15 protein-coding genes and 3 tRNA genes are annotated in these 17390 nt (G+C 50.8%); 14 read left to right on the forward strand and 4 right to left on the reverse strand.

Annotated features, from left to right (window positions below):
* Window positions 1-133: 133 nt before the first annotated feature.
* The 10 genes from tcyJ to JJB97_RS00125 all read left to right on the forward strand — a co-directional run bounded on the left by tcyJ (window position 134) and on the right by JJB97_RS00125 (window position 8240).
* A complete protein-coding gene (gene tcyJ, locus JJB97_RS00080; protein ID WP_238711744.1) occupies window positions 134-934 on the forward strand; it encodes a cystine ABC transporter substrate-binding protein in 801 nt (266 codons plus the stop codon).
* 128 nt (window positions 935-1062) lie between these two features.
* On the forward strand, window positions 1063-2049 hold the full coding sequence (dcyD, locus tag JJB97_RS00085; protein ID WP_238711745.1) for a D-cysteine desulfhydrase: 987 nt from the start codon (window positions 1063-1065) through the stop codon (window positions 2047-2049).
* A 32-nt stretch (window positions 2050-2081) separates the two neighbouring features.
* The gene (gene tcyL, locus JJB97_RS00090; RefSeq protein ID WP_238711746.1) at window positions 2082-2750 is read left to right on the forward strand and encodes a cystine ABC transporter permease; all 669 of its coding nucleotides are present in this window, start codon (window positions 2082-2084) and stop codon (window positions 2748-2750) included.
* Window positions 2747-3499, forward strand: coding sequence for an L-cystine ABC transporter ATP-binding protein TcyN (gene tcyN / locus JJB97_RS00095; protein ID WP_238711747.1), 753 nt, complete (start codon window positions 2747-2749; stop codon window positions 3497-3499). Before tcyL ends, tcyN begins: the two co-directional genes overlap by 4 nt.
* 1199 nt (window positions 3500-4698) lie before the next feature.
* Window positions 4699-5355 (forward strand): UvrY/SirA/GacA family response regulator transcription factor, encoded by a 657-nt coding sequence (uvrY, locus tag JJB97_RS00100; RefSeq protein WP_238711748.1) that lies wholly within the window; start codon window positions 4699-4701, stop codon window positions 5353-5355.
* Window positions 5352-7184 carry an excinuclease ABC subunit UvrC gene (uvrC, locus tag JJB97_RS00105; RefSeq protein WP_238711749.1) on the forward strand — a complete coding sequence of 611 codons (1833 nt, stop codon included), beginning with the start codon at window positions 5352-5354 and terminating at the stop codon, window positions 7182-7184. The genes uvrY and uvrC overlap by 4 nt, the downstream gene beginning before the upstream one ends.
* A gap of 57 nt (window positions 7185-7241) precedes the next feature.
* Complete coding sequence (gene pgsA, locus JJB97_RS00110; RefSeq protein WP_238711750.1) at window positions 7242-7790, forward strand: CDP-diacylglycerol--glycerol-3-phosphate 3-phosphatidyltransferase; 549 nt, start codon at window positions 7242-7244, stop codon at window positions 7788-7790.
* A 148-nt stretch (window positions 7791-7938) separates the two neighbouring features.
* Window positions 7939-8014, forward strand: a tRNA-Gly gene (locus JJB97_RS00115).
* A 54-nt stretch (window positions 8015-8068) separates the two neighbouring features.
* A tRNA-Cys gene (locus tag JJB97_RS00120) sits at window positions 8069-8142 on the forward strand.
* Between the two features lie 12 nt (window positions 8143-8154).
* Window positions 8155-8240: transfer RNA gene (locus JJB97_RS00125), tRNA-Leu, on the forward strand.
* A 536-nt stretch (window positions 8241-8776) separates the two neighbouring features.
* On the opposite strand, the gene ftnA is transcribed toward JJB97_RS00125, so the two are convergent.
* The gene (gene ftnA, locus JJB97_RS00130) at window positions 8777-9265 is read right to left on the reverse strand and encodes a non-heme ferritin (protein WP_238711751.1); all 489 of its coding nucleotides are present in this window, start codon (window positions 9263-9265) and stop codon (window positions 8777-8779) included.
* A gap of 188 nt (window positions 9266-9453) precedes the next feature.
* Window positions 9454-9777 carry a YecR family lipoprotein gene (gene yecR / locus JJB97_RS00135; protein WP_238711752.1) on the reverse strand — a complete coding sequence of 108 codons (324 nt, stop codon included), beginning with the start codon at window positions 9775-9777 and terminating at the stop codon, window positions 9454-9456.
* A gap of 249 nt (window positions 9778-10026) precedes the next feature.
* On the opposite strand from yecR, the gene JJB97_RS00140 reads away from it, so the two are divergent.
* Both JJB97_RS00140 and JJB97_RS00145 read left to right on the forward strand, forming a co-directional pair.
* The gene (locus tag JJB97_RS00140; RefSeq protein ID WP_238711753.1) at window positions 10027-10665 is read left to right on the forward strand and encodes an RpiB/LacA/LacB family sugar-phosphate isomerase; all 639 of its coding nucleotides are present in this window, start codon (window positions 10027-10029) and stop codon (window positions 10663-10665) included.
* A 1062-nt stretch (window positions 10666-11727) separates the two neighbouring features.
* Window positions 11728-11979 (forward strand): DUF2766 family protein, encoded by a 252-nt coding sequence (locus JJB97_RS00145; protein ID WP_238711754.1) that lies wholly within the window; start codon window positions 11728-11730, stop codon window positions 11977-11979.
* 288 nt (window positions 11980-12267) lie between these two features.
* On the opposite strand, the gene JJB97_RS00150 is transcribed toward JJB97_RS00145, so the two are convergent.
* Window positions 12268-12756 (reverse strand): ferritin-like domain-containing protein, encoded by a 489-nt coding sequence (locus JJB97_RS00150; protein ID WP_238711755.1) that lies wholly within the window; start codon window positions 12754-12756, stop codon window positions 12268-12270.
* A gap of 771 nt (window positions 12757-13527) precedes the next feature.
* On the opposite strand from JJB97_RS00150, the gene otsB reads away from it, so the two are divergent.
* Both otsB and otsA read left to right on the forward strand, forming a co-directional pair.
* Window positions 13528-14334, forward strand: coding sequence for a trehalose-phosphatase (otsB, locus tag JJB97_RS00155; protein ID WP_399197816.1), 807 nt, complete (start codon window positions 13528-13530; stop codon window positions 14332-14334).
* Complete coding sequence (gene otsA, locus JJB97_RS00160) at window positions 14309-15733, forward strand: alpha,alpha-trehalose-phosphate synthase (protein WP_238711757.1); 1425 nt, start codon at window positions 14309-14311, stop codon at window positions 15731-15733. The genes otsB and otsA overlap by 26 nt, the downstream gene beginning before the upstream one ends.
* Window positions 15734-15844: 111 nt before the next feature.
* On the opposite strand, the gene norR is transcribed toward otsA, so the two are convergent.
* Window positions 15845-17368 carry a nitric oxide reductase transcriptional regulator NorR gene (gene norR / locus JJB97_RS00165; RefSeq protein ID WP_238711758.1) on the reverse strand — a complete coding sequence of 508 codons (1524 nt, stop codon included), beginning with the start codon at window positions 17366-17368 and terminating at the stop codon, window positions 15845-15847.
* Between the last annotated feature and the right edge of the window lie 22 nt (window positions 17369-17390).

Here is a 17390-nt window from a genome sequence, read left to right on the forward strand (position 1 = left end):
CGAAACGCCGTAGTTAACATAATCAGCATCATCTGTTATAGATTAAAAAGAATGAAGTTATGGTATGAGGTTGCGTCTTTTTTGTTCGTAACCGTCGCTAATATAAAATAAATAACGTATCTGAGGATAAATAATGAATTTAGCAAAATTTGGCCGCCGGTCGCTGCTGGCGGCGATGGCGGTAGCGGTGATGGCAGGCGCAAGCGTGAAGGCAATTGCCGCAGACTCACTGCTTAGCCAGATAAAAGATCGCGGTACGTTACGCGTTGGTGTGGAAGGCACCTATCCGCCATTTAGTTTCCAGGGGGATGACGGTAAGCTGACGGGGTTTGAGGTGGCGTTTGCAAACGACCTGGCAAAGCGTCTTGGCGTGAAAGCCGATTTCAAAACCACCAAGTGGGACGGTATTCTCGCTTCCCTGGATGCGAAACGTGTGGATGTCGTAATAAACCAGGTCACGATTTCTGACGAGCGCAAAAAGAAATATGATTTTTCTGCGCCTTATACTGTCTCTGGCATACAGGCCCTGGTAAAAAAAGGCAATGAGGCCAGCATTACGTCGCCTGATTCTCTGAAAGGTAAGAAAGTCGGCGTTGGTCTGGGGACTAACTATGAGCAGTGGCTGCGTGAAAATGTGCAGGGCGTTGATGTGCGCACCTATGATGATGATGCGACCAAATATCAGGATTTACGCGTTGGGCGTATTAACGCGATCCTGGTCGATCGTCTGGCGGCGCTCGATTTGATGAAAAAGACCCACAATACGCTGGTGACAGCGGGGGAGCCCTTCTCGCGTCTGGAGTCAGGCGTAGCGATGCGTAAAGGCAACCCGGAACTGCTGGCGGCGGTGAATAATGCCATCGACGAGATGAAGCGCGACGGCAGCCTTGAAAAGATTTCGCAAACATGGTTTGGTACAGACGTTACAAAATAACCCTGATGTGAGAAAAAAGGCGCAGGGAAACGCGCCTTTTTCAATTGTTTATGCAGCAGTCTGTTACCTCTTAACTGACCGTGGCGCACTGACATATGGCCAGCGCTGCTGCTTTACATGGAGAATTTATGTCTTTATCTCATCTTGCCCGCTTTCCCCGGCTGGAATTTATTGGCGCGCCAACGCCGTTAAGCTATTTGCCACGCCTGTCGGATTATCTTAAACGTGAAATTTATATTAAACGTGACGACGTCACTCCGTTGGCTATGGGCGGCAATAAGCTACGCAAACTGGAGTTTTTAGCGGCCGACGCGCTGCGCGAAGGCGCGGATACGCTGGTCACTGCAGGCGCGATACAGTCTAACCACGTACGTCAGACGGCAGCGGTCGCAGCAAAACTGGGGCTACACTGCGTGGCGCTGCTGGAAAACCCTATAGGGACACAGGCAGAGAATTACCTTACTAACGGTAATCGTCTGCTGCTGGATCTCTTCAATGTGCAGGTGGAAATGCTTGATGCGCTGGACGCGCCGGACGCTCAGTTGGCTGAAGCGGCAACGCGGCTGGAAGCGCAGGGCTTCAGGCCTTATGTGGTGCCGACAGGCGGATCGAACGCATTGGGCGCGCTGGGCTATGTGGAATGCGCGCAGGAAATTGCGCGGCAGTGCGAAGGCGCGCTGGCCCCGGCTGCGGTGTTGGTTGCATCCGGTAGCGCTGGTACGCACGCGGGTCTGGCTGTTGGGCTGGAACACCTGATGCCAGATGTGGAGCTGGTGGGGGTGACGGTTTCACGCAGCGTGGCGCAGCAGCAGCCGAAAGTGGCGGCGCTGCAACAGCAGGTTGCCGCTGCTCTTACGATAAAAGCGCAGGCGCCGGTTGTGTTGTGGGATGACTATTTTGCGCCAGGCTATGGTATGCCGAATGAGGCTGGTACGCAGGCTGTGAAGCTGCTGGCGGAGCTGGAAGGTATTTTGCTCGACCCAGTATACACTGGCAAAGCGATGGCTGGACTTATCGACGGCGCGATTAGCGGGCGGTTTCGCAGCGACGGGCCGCTTATCTTTGTACACACGGGTGGGGCGCCAGCCCTGTTTGCCTATCATCCATACGTTTAAAACTAAACGCTCTAACGGGAATATACATAACAATGCAAGAAAGCCTTCAACTGGTTATCGATTCGATGCCATTTTTGCTGCGGGGGGCGGTTTTTACCTTACAGCTTAGCCTGGGGGGAATGTTTTTTGGTCTGATACTGGGATTTGTGCTGGCGCTGATGCGCCTCTCATCCTTCTGGCCGCTATCCCTGCTGGCGCGCTTTTATATTTCAATTTTTCGCGGTACGCCGCTGATTGCACAGCTCTTTATGATCTACTACGGCCTGCCTCAGTTCGGTATTGAGCTTGATCCGGTGCCCGCTGCGATGATAGGTCTGTCACTTAACACGGCGGCCTACACTTCTGAAACGCTGCGTGCCGCTATCGCCTCTATTGATAAAGGACAGTGGGAAGCGGCGGCCAGCCTGGGCATGGGGCGGTGGCAGGCCCTGCGTCGCGCCATTTTGCCGCAGGCTGGACGCGTGGCGCTGCCGCCGCTGAGCAACAGTTTTATTGGCCTGGTGAAGGATACTTCGCTTGCAGCAACGATCCAGGTGCCGGAGCTGTTTCGACAGGCGCAGTTGATAACGTCACGCACGCTTGAGGTCTTTACCATGTACCTTGCCGCCTCGCTGATTTACTGGATCATGGCAACGGTACTTTCTGCGCTGCAAAACCACTTTGAAAACCAGCTCAACCGCCAGGAGCGTGAACCTAAATGAGTGCGATAGATGTCAGAAAACTGGTGAAAACATTTAACGGTCAGCGCGTGTTGCACGGTATTGATCTGTCGGTGGCGCCAGGAGAGGTCGTTGCTATTATCGGCCCAAGCGGTTCAGGAAAAACAACGTTGCTACGCAGCATTAATCTGCTGGAGCAGCCGGACAGCGGCACAATCCAGGTCGGCGACATCCTGATTGATGCCGGACAATCGCTGGGGCGGCAGAAGGCGCAGGTACGCGCGCTACGCCAGCACGTCGGATTTGTCTTTCAGAACTTTAATTTGTTTCCACACCGTACTGTACTGGAGAACATTATTGAAGGGCCGGTAGTGGTGAAGGGGGAGCCAAAAGCTGAAGCCATTGTCCGCGCCCGTGGGCTGCTGGAAAAAGTAGGGTTGCAGAACAGGGAAGAAAGTTATCCGCGCCGACTTTCCGGCGGCCAGCAGCAGCGTGTGGCCATTGCGCGCGCGCTGGCGATGCGCCCGGATGTTATTTTGTTCGATGAGCCGACATCTGCGCTGGACCCGGAGCTGGTCGGCGAGGTGCTGAGCACGATACGTCAGCTAGCGCAGGAAAAACGCACAATGGTGATTGTGACGCATGAGATGAGTTTTGCTCGCGATGTGGCCGATCGCGCTATTTTTATGGATCAGGGGCGTATCGTTGAACAGGGGCCAGCCAGGCAGCTTTTTTCTGAGCCTCAGCAGTTGCGTACACAACAATTTCTGGAAAAATTTCTTATGCAATAAAGCCGCGACGCCGTTCTGGCGGCATGAGACGGCTGTCAAAACCGGGCCAAACCGCCCCGGTCTGAAAGGCATGGGGTATAAACAGAGTAAAATCAATAGATTGATTTGCGTATAATCGCTAAAAGCCAGGCAATGCCGCGTTTTTTTTCTTTTATCAACAAGCTGATGCCGCCGTTCTGGCGGCTTTTTTCTGAACAATTTGCTGTACTTTTTAGAACATTATTCAGGGAATATGTAAAAGTACCCATGCGCAGAAAAGTAATTTTGTCGCACATTTACAAAGTGAAAAGTACTGATTTAATGTTGGCGACTGGAGGAGGATGTTAATGGGACTTATCGAAATTTTGTTGAATCATCCTATATAGATGTAATTGTAATTGCATCACCCTGCGTTATAAAAGTTGAATATAGAATTATCACTACCATAATTACTATGAATGAATTCAATTAATGAATAGTTATGCGAAATAATAATATTGAATGACAATACCCCGCCCGACGGAGGCGATGGACGAAAAGCCAGCTTAAATTACCGGATGGCGTTAGTAAAAATTGCTATTTGCGATTCGTTTTTTCTGTGAGCGAGTCCTTTTCCTGCCATCCATGACGACCTTACCGGCATCTGCCTGGCTCAACCGCTTAAGGCGCTGAAGCATCATTATTTTCACAGCGCTGACAATAACCCGCTGCCAGGCGCTGTTAACGCTGTAAAATCAGGCGGTTCACTGGGTTAGTGCTGGTCAGGGCATTCTGTGCATGTGTTGACGATCCAAACTTATGCGAAGTATAACAAACTACGAAGCGAGGCTATTTGCGTTCATTTTTACTGCAATTAGCGGTTAGCGTTACTGTGAATCATTAAGCACTAAGTTTAGTTTACAGCCAATATTTCGACTAATTTGTTGTTTCAATTTGGTTGAAAGTGCGTTACTTATTAGTGAGGGATGAAGGGTGAACGCGATAAAGAGTGTTAAATGTTGCCAGGGAAGACGGATAACTTAGTGATAGTCTTTGACAAAGAACTTTATTTTTGTTTCCGTAAGGGCGTATCCGGATGGCGTGCGGCTGTAAATTTTATTTGCCGTTAAAAACTGACATGGTATCAGCGGATGTTTTTACGTTTTAATTATGATTTGAAAAACGTTAATATATGGCAGACGAACTAGCAGTAGCGCTATCCCTTTTCTGGAGAAATATTCTTGATCAACGTTTTTCTTGTTGATGACCATGAACTGGTGCGCGCAGGGATACGCCGCATTCTTGAAGACATCAAAGGCATAAAAGTCATTGGCGAAGCCAGTTGTGGCGAAGACGCAGTGAAGTTTTGTCGCAGCACGCCTGTTGATGTCGTCCTGATGGATATGAACATGCCGGGCATCGGCGGGCTTGAAGCCACGCGTAAGATTGCTCGTGCATGCAGTGACACCAGGGTCATTATGCTTACGGTTCATACTGAAAACCCGCTGCCGGCTAAGGTGATGCAGGCTGGCGCGGCAGGCTATCTGAGTAAAGGCGCCGCCCCTCAGGAAGTTGTGAATGCGATTCGCTCTGTTCATGCCGGGCAGCGGTATATTGCTTCCGATATTGCCCAACAGATGGCGCTCAGCCAGATAGAACCCGCCAAAACCGCGTCACCGTTTGCCAGTTTGTCTGAACGTGAATTGCAGATTATGCTGATGATAACCAAAGGGCAGAAGGTGAATGAGATTTCCGAGCAGCTCAACCTTAGCCCGAAAACGGTGAACAGTTATCGTTATCGCATGTTCAGTAAACTGAATATCAGCGGCGACGTTGAGTTGACCCATCTGGCGATACGTCATGGGTTGTGCAGCGCGGAGACTCTGGCAAATCAGTGAGTGAAGTTTTTGAATCGAAGCTATTTCTGAAGACTGTGACCAGTAAACCCGGTGTCTACCGAATGTATGACGCTCAGGGGACAGTTATCTACGTAGGCAAAGCCAAAGATTTAAAAAAACGCCTGGCAAGCTATTTCCGCAGTAATCTCGCCAGCCGTAAAACGGAAGCGCTGGTGGCGCAAATCCAGCATATTGATGTTACGGTCACCCATACCGAAACGGAAGCGCTACTGCTTGAACATAACTATATCAAGCTCTATCAGCCGCGATACAACGTACTACTGCGTGATGACAAATCTTATCCTTATATCTTCCTGAGTGCCGATACACATCCGCGCCTGGCGATGCATCGCGGCGCGAAACATGCGAAAGGCGAATATTTCGGCCCCTTTCCGAACGGTTATGCCGTGCGTGAAACGCTTGCGCTGTTGCAAAAAATCTTTCCTGTGCGCCAGTGTGAAAATAGCGTTTATCGCAATCGTACGCGCCCCTGTCTGCAATATCAGATCGGTCGTTGCCTTGGGCCATGTGTGGCTGGGCTGGTTACGGAAGAGGAGTATGCGCAACAGGTTGAATACGTGCGTCTGTTTTTGTCAGGCAAAGACGATCAGGTGCTCAACCGTCTGGTAGAGCGTATGGAAATTGCCAGCCGCGAGCTGGCGTTTGAGGACGCAGCGCGTATACGCGATCAGATTCAGGCCGTGCGTCGCGTCACTGAAAAACAATTTGTTTCTAATAGCGGCGATGACCTTGATGTTATCGGCGTCGCCTTCGATGCGGGCCTGGCCTGCGTACACGTGCTGTTTATTCGCCAGGGTAAAGTCCTTGGCAGCCGCAGTTACTTTCCGAAAGTACCGGGCGGTACGGCGCTGCCGGAAGTAGTGGAAACCTTTGTCGGCCAGTTTTATTTGCAGGGCAGTCAGTTGCGTACGCTGCCGGGCGAAATCCTGCTCGACTTTGCGCTACAGGATAAGAGCGCGCTGGAGGAATCGCTCAGCGAACTGGCAGGGCGGCACGTTAACATTCAGACGCGTCCACGCGGCGATCGCGCCCGTTACCTGAAACTGGCGCGCACCAACGCTGCGACAGCGTTGGTGACAAAACTTTCGCAACACACCACTATCACACAGCGCTTGCAGGCGCTGGCTCAGGCGCTAAATCTCCCTGAGGTAAAGCGCATGGAATGCTTTGATATCAGCCACACTATGGGTGAACAGACGGTGGCGTCCTGCGTTGTGTTTGACCGCGATGGCCCGCTGCGCGCGGAGTACCGTCGCTATAATATTACCGGTATTACTCCCGGGGATGATTATGCCGCTATGCGTCAGGTGCTTAATCGCCGCTACGCAAAGGCGATGGATGCGAACAAGATCCCGGATGTAATACTTATCGATGGTGGCAAAGGGCAGCTTGCGCAGGCGAAAAAAGTTTTCAGCGAACTGGATGTATCATGGGATAAACAGCACCCGCTGTTATTGGGCGTAGCAAAAGGTTCGGATCGCAAAGCGGGGCTTGAAACACTGTTTCTGGAGCCGGAAGGCGAAGGGTTTGCTCTGCCGCCGGATTCTCCCGCGCTGCATGTTATACAGCACATTCGCGATGAGTCACACGATCATGCCATCACCGGGCACCGTAAAAAACGTGCTAAAGTCAAAAATACCAGTACGCTGGAAGAGATTGAAGGGATTGGGCCAAAGCGGCGGCAGATGTTGCTTAAATACATGGGGGGACTGCAGCCGCTAAAGAATGCCGGTATAGAAGAGATTGAAAAAGTGCCTGGTATTTCAAGGGCGCTGGCAGAAAAAATCTACTACTCGTTGAAACATTGAAGCCTATGTAGCAACATAGGGATAATTTCTACTGAGGACAGCTAGTTACCCGGCCATATGCAACTAAATATTCCGACATTGCTCACGCTTTTCCGCGTCGTCTTGATTCCCTTTTTTGTTGTGGCGTTTTATTTGCCATTTCCCTGGGCGCCGTTTCTTTGCGCGTTTATTTTTTGCTTCGCGGCCGTAACCGACTGGTTTGACGGATTTCTGGCGCGTCGCTGGAATCAGAGCACGCGATTTGGCGCGTTTCTCGATCCGGTTGCAGATAAAGTGATGGTCGCTATCGCACTGGTATTAGTGGCAGAGCACTACCATAGCTGGTGGGTAACGCTGCCGGCCGCTACGATGATCGCACGGGAAATTATTATCTCTGCATTGCGTGAATGGATGGCTGAAATCGGCAAACGTAGCAGCGTGGCGGTATCCTGGATCGGGAAGGTCAAAACAACCGCTCAGATGTTGGCGCTAATTGGTATGCTGTGGCGGCCCAATCTCTGGGTTGAGTATGCCGGCATTTCGCTATTTTTTATCGCTGCGCTGTTGACCTTCTGGTCAATGTTTCAATATTTAAGCGCTGCGCGCGGCGATTTGCTCGAACCCTGATTGAAGCGACGCAAAATTCAGCAAATGAGTTAAGGAGTGCGAAAATTTCGTTGACTCGGTGCGTCAGGTAAGTAGAATGCATCGCATCGAACGGCAGCATGGTTTGCCAGATGATAAAGAAATCAAGCAATTAAGCATTGCTGATAGCGCGGGAATAGCTCAGTTGGTAGAGCACAACCTTGCCAAGGTTGGGGTCGCGAGTTCGAGTCTCGTTTCCCGCTCCAGTTTATAGCATCAGCCGGCAACAGGCTGGCGCAGCCTGAAAAGGCCACCAATTTGGCGCGTTAACAAAGCGGTTATGTAGCGGATTGCAAATCCGCCTAGTCCGGTTCGACTCCGGAACGCGCCTCCACTTTATTCCCGAGCCCGGATGGTGAAATCGGTAGACACAAGGGATTTAAAATCCCTCGGCCTTTGGCTGTGTGGGTTCAAGTCCCACTCCGGGCACCATCAGGAAAAAGTAATAAAATCAATGAAAAGCAGTGTCGTGTAAACCGCCTTCGGGGCGGTTTTTTTGTGTCTGCCATTCAGCTTTTCCGGCTGCCTGCGGCTTGGGGAGAGCGGTATAATTTCCTGTCGGTTTTATCCGTTAATTTCTGCCTGCTTTGCGGGAAATCAGATTTGTACGCAGCCAGCAAGAACGTACCGTAGCGCATTACGTAAACATGATTCGTTATTGATGGGGCTGGAGCATGGGCGCGAAACTGGAACGTACAGAGGTAATGAAGCATTTGCAGTTTTCAAAAAGCTTCTCACGTACCGTGGCATGGACAATATCGTATTGTCTGTGCCGTTTTTGAATACTGAACGATAAAGCCGGAGACTGCTGACAACCCCCCATCCTGTCGCGGACAGGAAGGGATGAAATACAATAAAAAATAGGGGAAATCAAAGCATTGTTTTTCGCCTGCTTGTCACAAAGAAGGAAAAAAACCGCTTTTTCCTTCTTTGTCAATAATCTGTCCGCCTTCAGTGAAGGCGGTTATTTATTCCAGCGTTGCCAGCTCTTTATCGATGAAATATAAACCTTCACCGCTTTTCCCGACCATTGCGAGTTTATCCAGCACAGATTTAAATAGTTTTTCTTCTTCATGCTGTTCTGAGACGTACCATTGCAGGAAATTAAAGGTTGGATAGTCCTGGCTGGTCATTGCGAAATGCGCCAGTTCATTAATCTTACGCGTAATAAGCTGCTCGTGTTCCAGCGTTATTTTAAACAGCTCATCGAGAGAGGAATAGTCTGCAAAGGGCGACGCCAGCACCTCGATTCGCGGCAGATTGCCGGTATCGGTCAGATAATCAAACAGGCGCTGCATGTGGGCCATTTCTTCCTGGGCGTGGCGGCGCAGGAAGGCGGCTGCGCCTTCATAGCTGTGATAGCTGCACCAGGCGCTCATTTGCTGGTAAAGCAGCGATGAGTAAAGCTCCAGATTCATTTGCGCATTGAGTTTATCGATCATATCTGATTGCAACATATATTCTCTCCCGTGAATTTTAAAAAAGCAGGCTGAGCTACTTTACTGTTATGTTACAAAAAACAAAAGCGGAATTATCAAATAATAAAAGTATCACGGTATTTATTTCCGGGTTAAAAATAAAAGTGAAAATTATTCTTATTATTAATCAGAAGGCCAGCGAAAAAATAGTAATGCTGGCGGGATAATTAACGTGCCATATCCTGTATTTTCAGACCACATTGATATTCCAGCGTAACGGTTTCTTTCATGCACATGGGGCCACTGTAGAGCGAACAGGTATGTATGAGATCGCCATAACGTTGTGCTGAGGCGTACCCCCACTTGCCGCACTGGGATGCGGCGGTTTTTTTAGCATCGTTTTCATCAAACACGCCATACAGTAGCGGTACTGTGCTGTAACTCAGGCGTACTACGCCGCTGACGGCGTCGCTATCGGCAATTTGCGGTTCTTTTTTGAACGTACAGCCGGTCAGAATGATAATGGCCACAGCGAACAGGTGCTTTTTCATCGTGCTATCTCAGTTTGTGGTTTTTTACTGAGCCTAACACGCTTCTGGCCCGGTCTATCGGCGGAATAACGCTATGAAATACCGACGTCTGTAGGGATTACGTCAGGCATCCGGCGATAAGGCACAATCACAGCGATTATTTTATAAAACGGCTTTTCATTTTATTTGAATTCATTTCATCAGAAAGGTATGGTGGGAGCACAATGACACTATCTGCGGATGGTCCGCAAGCCGAGCTGGAGATGTAGAATGAAAATTGCGCTGATGATGGAAAACAGTCAGGCGGCAAAAAACGCCGTCGTCTTACGTGAATTACAGGCCGTAGCCGGTGAGAAAACATACCCGGTTTACAATGTAGGAATGTGCGACGAGCAGGATCATCACCTGACTTATATCCACCTGGGCATTATGGCAAGTATTTTGCTTAATGCAAAAGCGGTGGATTTTGTCGTGACCGGCTGCGGCACAGGGCAAGGAGCGTTGATGTCGCTGAATATACATCCCGGCGTAGTATGCGGCTACTGTATCGATCCGGCTGATGCGTATTTATTTTGCCAAATCAATAACGGTAACGCGCTGTCGCTGCCGTTTGCAAAAGGTTTTGGCTGGGGGGCCGAGCTGAATATACGCTTTATCTTTGAAAAAGCCTTCAGCGGCTGCCGGGGGGAGGGTTACCCACCGGAGCGAAAAGAGCCCCAGGTGCGCAACGCCGGGATTCTGAATCAGGTGAAGGCAGCGGTTGTGAAGGATAACTACCTGGATACGCTGCGTGCTATCGAGCCGTCGCTGGTGAAAACGGCGGTTTCTGGCGAGCGTTTCCAGCAGTGTTTCTTTGAGAATGCCCGGGATCCGGAAATTGTAGCGTTTGTTCGCAATATTCTGGCCTGATTGCGACGGGCCTGTTTCGGCGCGTTTGGCAACTGCAAAAAAGCGTATTTTGCCTTTCCCCGTAACGCATAAAGCGGCATCCTGCGCCTAATACCGGTCAGTTAAGCATGTTTGTGAATAACGATTTCCGTTAATGCAAAAAACCATGCCATATTGAGGTTTGGTATGGGCTGACCCCATAAAGCGGGGCAGTCATGTTTTCAGGGCCTGGGTTCGGCACTCTGGCGAACTCAGGCTATACGCTCATGGTTGTAATAGGGGCGGCTTCCGTCAGTGCCATCCTTTAACTTACTGTTATTTCTGGCCTTCACCCAATAAAAGCATGTCGATCTTAGCGTGCTAAAAAAGCTTTCAGCCATCGCATTATCCGGGCAATTACTTTTCCCCATATACGCTGGAGCGCGACCCCAGGCTTTTAACTTTCCCTGATAAGCTGCCATTTTGCTACTGTCTGCCCTGCGCTGAATGAAGCGCAGGCGTGCCGCCCGGATTTTTCATCAGGCCTTTGTGCAATGGCGTCACGCCTGAGGAGGTTGTGGCAACCGCACGATCCCGGTTTTTCCTGGCGCAGTACTTTTTTTACCCGGCCGCAGCATATAGTTTTGTGTTTAATCAGCTAACTACAACGTCTCTTTACCCGTTTAACGTTGCTGAATTTCCCTTTGCCAGCGGGCTTTAAGTGAACGGTAATCTTAAGAAACCGCTATTACACCTGTTCCCGGCGTTCTGCTTTTCATCCTCGCTGGTTTCGCTTTTTAAGCCAAATCCAGTGGGCAGGCGCTCTGTAATGCCAGACGGATAAGGCTGCAAACAACGCCGGTTGCTCACTGTACTGAAAAGAAGCAAAACCTTCTGCGTGACGGGCCGGAAAAAGAGGGCTGTATGCTTAAACGAATGAAATTTGTTGAGGGCTAAACGTTATAATACATGCCCGGTGTCTGCTTTGGGACGGTAAACGCCTTCGTGTTTACGCCGGACAGACGTACCGGCGCGCTTTGCCCACGTACTTTTTTACGTAGAGCGGAGCCGTATTCGTGTCCTTACTTATCACAGGAATTCTTGATGTCTCAGCAACTTACGCAAAATGAAGAAATTTTATCCGATGTGGTGGCTTGCCCGTTGGTGATTAAACAAATTCTGGATGTTATTGATGTTATCGCGCCTGTAGAGGTGCGCGAAAAAATGGCGGGTCAGCTAAAATCTATTGATCTTTCCGCCGGTGGCGTAGCCTCCGATCCCATCACGAATAGAGCAATACAAAAAGCGATTGCGCTTATTGAATTAAAATTTACGCGCAGTGAAGAGGCGCACTAAAATTTATATTCTTAAAAGAATTTATTTACTTAAAACCGGCGCGTCATGGAATATTTCAGCACTAACTGGCTGGAATAGTTATAGGCCGCCGGCTTTACGTGTCTTACTCATTTTTCTCTATCCGTTATTACAGGGTGTTGTACTTATTTCCGGCATAACAGGTTTGGTAAGTTGCAATAGAGATTTTTTCGTTAATTAAGCGAGCGTTCTGAATAGCAGGCGTACAGGGTAATATAAAATCTGAAAAATTCCGGACGTTGGTCGCCTGGATAAATTTTGGCTGCGGACTTAAGCCGTTTCATACACTGAGCTGCCCCGGGCGCGTCCTGAGGGCGATGGCAGGTTGATACCCGCTCTTTGTTGCTGCATTTCAAGCATACAGTCGCGTTCATGACGATATTGAGTGAACAACTGCTGTAAAAAAGCCATTGTGGAAAAATCGCCCATCTCCTGTGCCGTGCGCTTTAGTTGAGAAAGGTGCATCAGGCGTAAGCGTAAACCCTGAAGGGCTTGCTCGAAAAGCTCATCAAGGCAAAATTCGGAAAGGTGGGGCTGTTCGGCCTCGTCAGGGCAGGGGATTGCGCCAATATTCTTCATATAATGGAATAAGTGAGCCATTCGCGTTACGCCTTCCTGAGCCCGTGTTTGAAAAAAATTTGACAAATGGTCCATGTTGCGATTGAGACACCCCTTGCTCAAAAGTAAATATCGCTGAGAAGAAAGGTATTCAAGCTCTACCTGCGTACTCAATTCCTGCACGATTCTGGACGCCGACATGATGAATATCCTTATTGTAGTATAAACGGTTTTTTTAAAACTGCCTGCTGTTACTGAGAAAATATCCTAAATTTTGCCGCTCGCCAATTAATAACGAAGAGATTTTAACGAGAAATATATACTGAGGAAAGTCTCATTTTATAAGGATTTACAGTTTAAAATGCGCCTTCGTCTGAGTGTTATATAAATATATCCTTTCTAAACATAGTATTAATTTTCTTTTTAAACCGATATCGCAGTTATGTTATCAGTATATCCGAATTAATAATTCGGTATTTTCTAAAGGACAAACAGGTATAGACAGCACTAATTTTAGGGGAAACCTATTTCTTGACGCAAACGGCGTTAACTAAAGTTAACTAAATAAGCGCCGACCAGGATGCTTTAACTTATGTTAATGAATATTTAAATGCTGAAACCTTCAAATTATGCGCTGGATCAATTACCGGGGCTGTTAATTGATCCAGCTTTATTGATTTTACTTGTCTTTAAGCCGCAGCCGTTAGCAGAAGGTTTGCGTTATTTTTAATTTTAAAAAGAGCTATTTAGAATGGTTTTGCCGGCTATGCTGTGTTGAATATTAACTTCGGGTTTTGCCGGCGCGTCTGGTTTAGTTTTGCTCAATGGCCAAAGGGTAATCCCGATTAATTTGCATCGTGATATATGCATAACACCGCTAAAAATGGCGACCCGGGTCACGCTGACTATACTTATAGGGTTAACAGATGGGCGGCGCTCTGCTGCCCATCACCATTTATGAGGAAACAGCTGGTGACAGAAGCAACATCCTTACCGCCTCTGCGCCCGGGGTCTTACGCTTTTTTTTTCGATCTTGATGGCACACTGGCTGAAATCAAACCGCAACCGGAGCAGGTGGTTATTCCACAAACGGTGCGGCACAGGCTTGGTCAACTGGCTCGCTTATGTGACGGGGCTGTAGCATTGATTTCAGGGCGCTCAATGGCTGAACTGGACAGGTTAGCCGCCCCATTGCATTTGCCGCTGGCTGGCGTGCATGGCGCAGAGCGTCGCGATATCAGTGGAAAAGTCCTTCGCGTTAATCTGGCGCCGACGCTGGTAGAGCAGCTTAGCCGGTATCTGGTAGAAGAACTGAGCGTGTTCCCCGGCGCGCGGCTTGAAATAAAAGGCATGGCGTTTGCGCTGCATTACAGGCAAGCGCCGCAGCATGCGTCTGCGATTATCCAACTTGCCAACCGGCTGGTCGCGCAGCATGACGGCCTGTCGCTTCAGCCAGGCAAGAGTGTGGTGGAAATCAAGCCTGCGGGCATCAGTAAAGGCTCCGCTATCGCGGCTTTTATGCATGAAGCGCCGTTTGCCGGGCGCAGGCCCGTCTTTTTAGGGGATGATTTGACGGACGAAGCGGGGTTTGACATCGTCAATGAGCTTAATGGCGTGAGTATTAAAATTGGCGCAGGCGAGAGCCGCGCGCAGCAACGGCTGCAGGATGTCCAGGCCGTTTATCACTGGCTGGAGCAAACTACCTACCAACTCGAACAAGAATTAAATCGTTTACCTTTGAGGAGGGCAGGCAATGAGTCGTTTAATCGTGGTATCTAATCGTATTGCGCCGCCGGAGGAAAAGAAGAGCGGCGCAGGGGGGCTTGCTGTTGGGATACTGGGCGCGCTTAAGGCGGCAGGAGGCCTGTGGTTTGGCTGGAGCGGCGAAATTGGCGATGAGCAGGCCCCGCTAAAAAAGCATTCGCACGATAATATTACCTGGGCATCCTTTGATTTGAGCGAAGAGAATTACGAACGCTATTACTGCCAGTTCTCCAACGAAGTGCTATGGCCTGCGTTTCACTATCGACTTGATCTGGTGAAATACCAGCGCGAATCCTGGGAGGGCTACCAGCGCGTTAATGCCCTGTTGGCTGAAAAGCTCCGACCGTTGCTGAAACCCGATGATATTATCTGGGTTCACGATTATCACCTCTTACCGTTTGGCCATGAGTTGCGCAAACGTGGCGTCACGAACCGAATGGGTTTTTTCCTGCATATTCCGTTTCCAACACCGGAAATCTTCAACGCGTTACCCCCGTCTGACGCGCTGCTGGAGCAGCTTTGCGATTACGATCTGCTGGGCTTTCAGACAGAAACCGATCGCGTGGCGTTCCTTGAGTGCGTGGCTTCGCAAACTCGCCTGTCCACCGATAGCGAGGCATGCCACAGCGCCTGGGGAAAATATTTCCGCTCTGCTGTGTATCCTATCGGTATTGAACCCGATGAGATTGCCGAACAAGCCGCTGAAGCGCTGCCGCCAAAGTTGGCGGAATTGAAAAAAGAATTAGGCAGCATCCGCAATATTTTTTCCGTGGAACGGCTGGACTACTCGAAAGGGCTGCCGGAACGTTTTCTGGCGTTTGAATCCCTGCTGGAAAATTATCCTCAACACCGGGGAAAAATCCGCTACACCCAGATTGCGCCGACCTCACGGGGCGATGTACAGGCTTATCAGGATATCCGGCATCAGCTTGAAACCGAGGCAGGGCGGATTAATGGCAAATACGGTCAGCTTGGCTGGACGCCGCTTTACTATCTGAATCAACATTTTGATCGACGACTGTTGATGAAAATCTATCGTTACGCAGATGTCGGGCTGGTCACGCCATTACGCGATGGCATGAATCTGGTGGCGAAAGAATATGTCGCGGCGCAGAATCCGGAAAACCCGGGCGTGTTGGTGCTGTCGCAGTTTGCCGGAGCGGCCCAGGAGCTGACGTCGGCGCTGATCGTTAACCCCTACGATCGCGATGACGTGGCCAGTGCGCTACACAGAGCGTTGACAATGCCGCTTACTGAGCGTCTGTCGCGCCATAGCGAAATGCTGGATGTGGTGCGCCGTAACGATATTAACTGCTGGCAACAGACGTTTCTTCGCGACCTAAAGGCTATCGCGCCCCGCACTGAGGCAAGCCAGTTGCGCGACAAAGTGGCGACATTTCCAAAGCTTGCTTAAGAGAACCGGTACGCTGCCTGTCCTTTGACGCATTACGGCCAGCGATCCGGCTGGCCGAATCGCCGCCCGCAGGCAGCCTGTGGGAGATAACGCCTGTTCCCTTGTGCAGGCTTATTTGATCCCCAGCCTTTTGGCCAGCCGGTGCAGATTTGCGACATTGACCCCCAGTTCACGCGCAGCGGAGGTCCAGTTGCCGCCGCTGCGTTTTAACGCAGCGCGCAGCGTCTGGCGTTGAAAATCGTCCGTCGCTTCGCGCAGCGTAACGCCCGGGCTGGCAGGTTTTGACACAGAGAGCGGCTGAGCCGGTTGTATCGCCGCCTGCGGCCTGAGTGCGAAATTGCCAGGCTCAAGCAATACGTCATCGCCTGGACGTGCGGCGCGCGCAAGGACAATAGCGCGATAAATAGCGTGTTCAAGTTCGCGAATGTTGCCGGGCCAGTGGTACTGGCGCAGCAACGTTAGCGCCGGTTGGCTGATTGCTACGCCTGACAGCCCCAGTCGTATTCTGCTCTGCTCACAGAAAAAACCCGCCAGCAGAGCGATATCATCGCCGCGCTCGCGCAGTGGCGGTACCGATAGCGGGAAAACGCTCAGGCGATGAAACAGGTCAGCGCGGAAATTACCGTCCAGCACTTCCTGTTTAAGTTCCCGGTTGGTTGCGGCCAGTATCCGCACGTCGACGCGCAAGCTGCGGTCATCGCCCACGCGTTGCAGGTCGCCGTACTGTAAAACGCGCAGTAGCTTAGCCTGAAGCGGCAGCGACAGTTCGCCAATTTCATCAAGGAACAGCGTTCCCTGATCGGCCATCTCAAATTTGCCGCTGCGATTGCTGATAGCGCCGGTAAACGCCCCTTTTACGTGGCCGAACAGCTCGCTTTCCGCCACGCTCTCCGGCAGCGCGGCGCAGTTGAGGTAAACCAGCGGTTTATCGGCGCGCCCGGAGGCGCGGTGTATGGCGCGCGCCACCAGCTCTTTACCTGTACCGGTTTCGCCGCTTATCAATACGTTGAGATCCGACGGCGCCACAATATCTATCTCTTTTTTCAGTTGAATCATTCCGGCAGACAGGCCAATCATCTCGCTCTCAGAGGCGTCGCCGCTCACCTGACGCGGCGCAGGCAGGCCGTTATACCCTTCGAGCTGCTCAATGAGCAGCGCATTGTTGAGCGCCCCTGCCGCCAGCGCGGCAATCAGGCGAAGCTCGTCATCGCTGAAACTGTCAAACTGAGTAGGGTTCATGCCATCCAGCGTCAGCGCGCCTATCAGCGTCTGGCTGGCAAATAGCGGCAGCCCGACGCAGGCGTGTACTTTGAGCGCCTCCTGGCCGGGGATAAGGCCATCGTAAGGATCGGGCAATGAGCTGTCAGCCGGGAAGCGCACTACGTCGCCTGCGCGGGCGATAGCCTCAAGCCGTGGATGCGCGGAAAGCGCAAAGCGTCGGCCGAGGACGTCTGTTGACAGTCCGTCAATAGCCAGTGGGCGAAACTGATGTTGTTCATAGCGCAGTAGCGCGGAGGCGTCGCAGGCCAGCATAGTGCGCAACGTGCCGATCAGGCGCTGGAAACGGTCCTCGTGCGTTATGCCGCTTTGTAGCTCAATGGCAATTCTGGCAAGCAGGTCGATAGACAGGCTCATGGTGGCGCTCCTCATAGTCATT

Origin of the sequence: Tenebrionibacter intestinalis, from assembly GCF_016632365.1 — a bacterium.
Lineage (GTDB): Bacteria > Pseudomonadota > Gammaproteobacteria > Enterobacterales > Enterobacteriaceae > Tenebrionibacter > Tenebrionibacter intestinalis.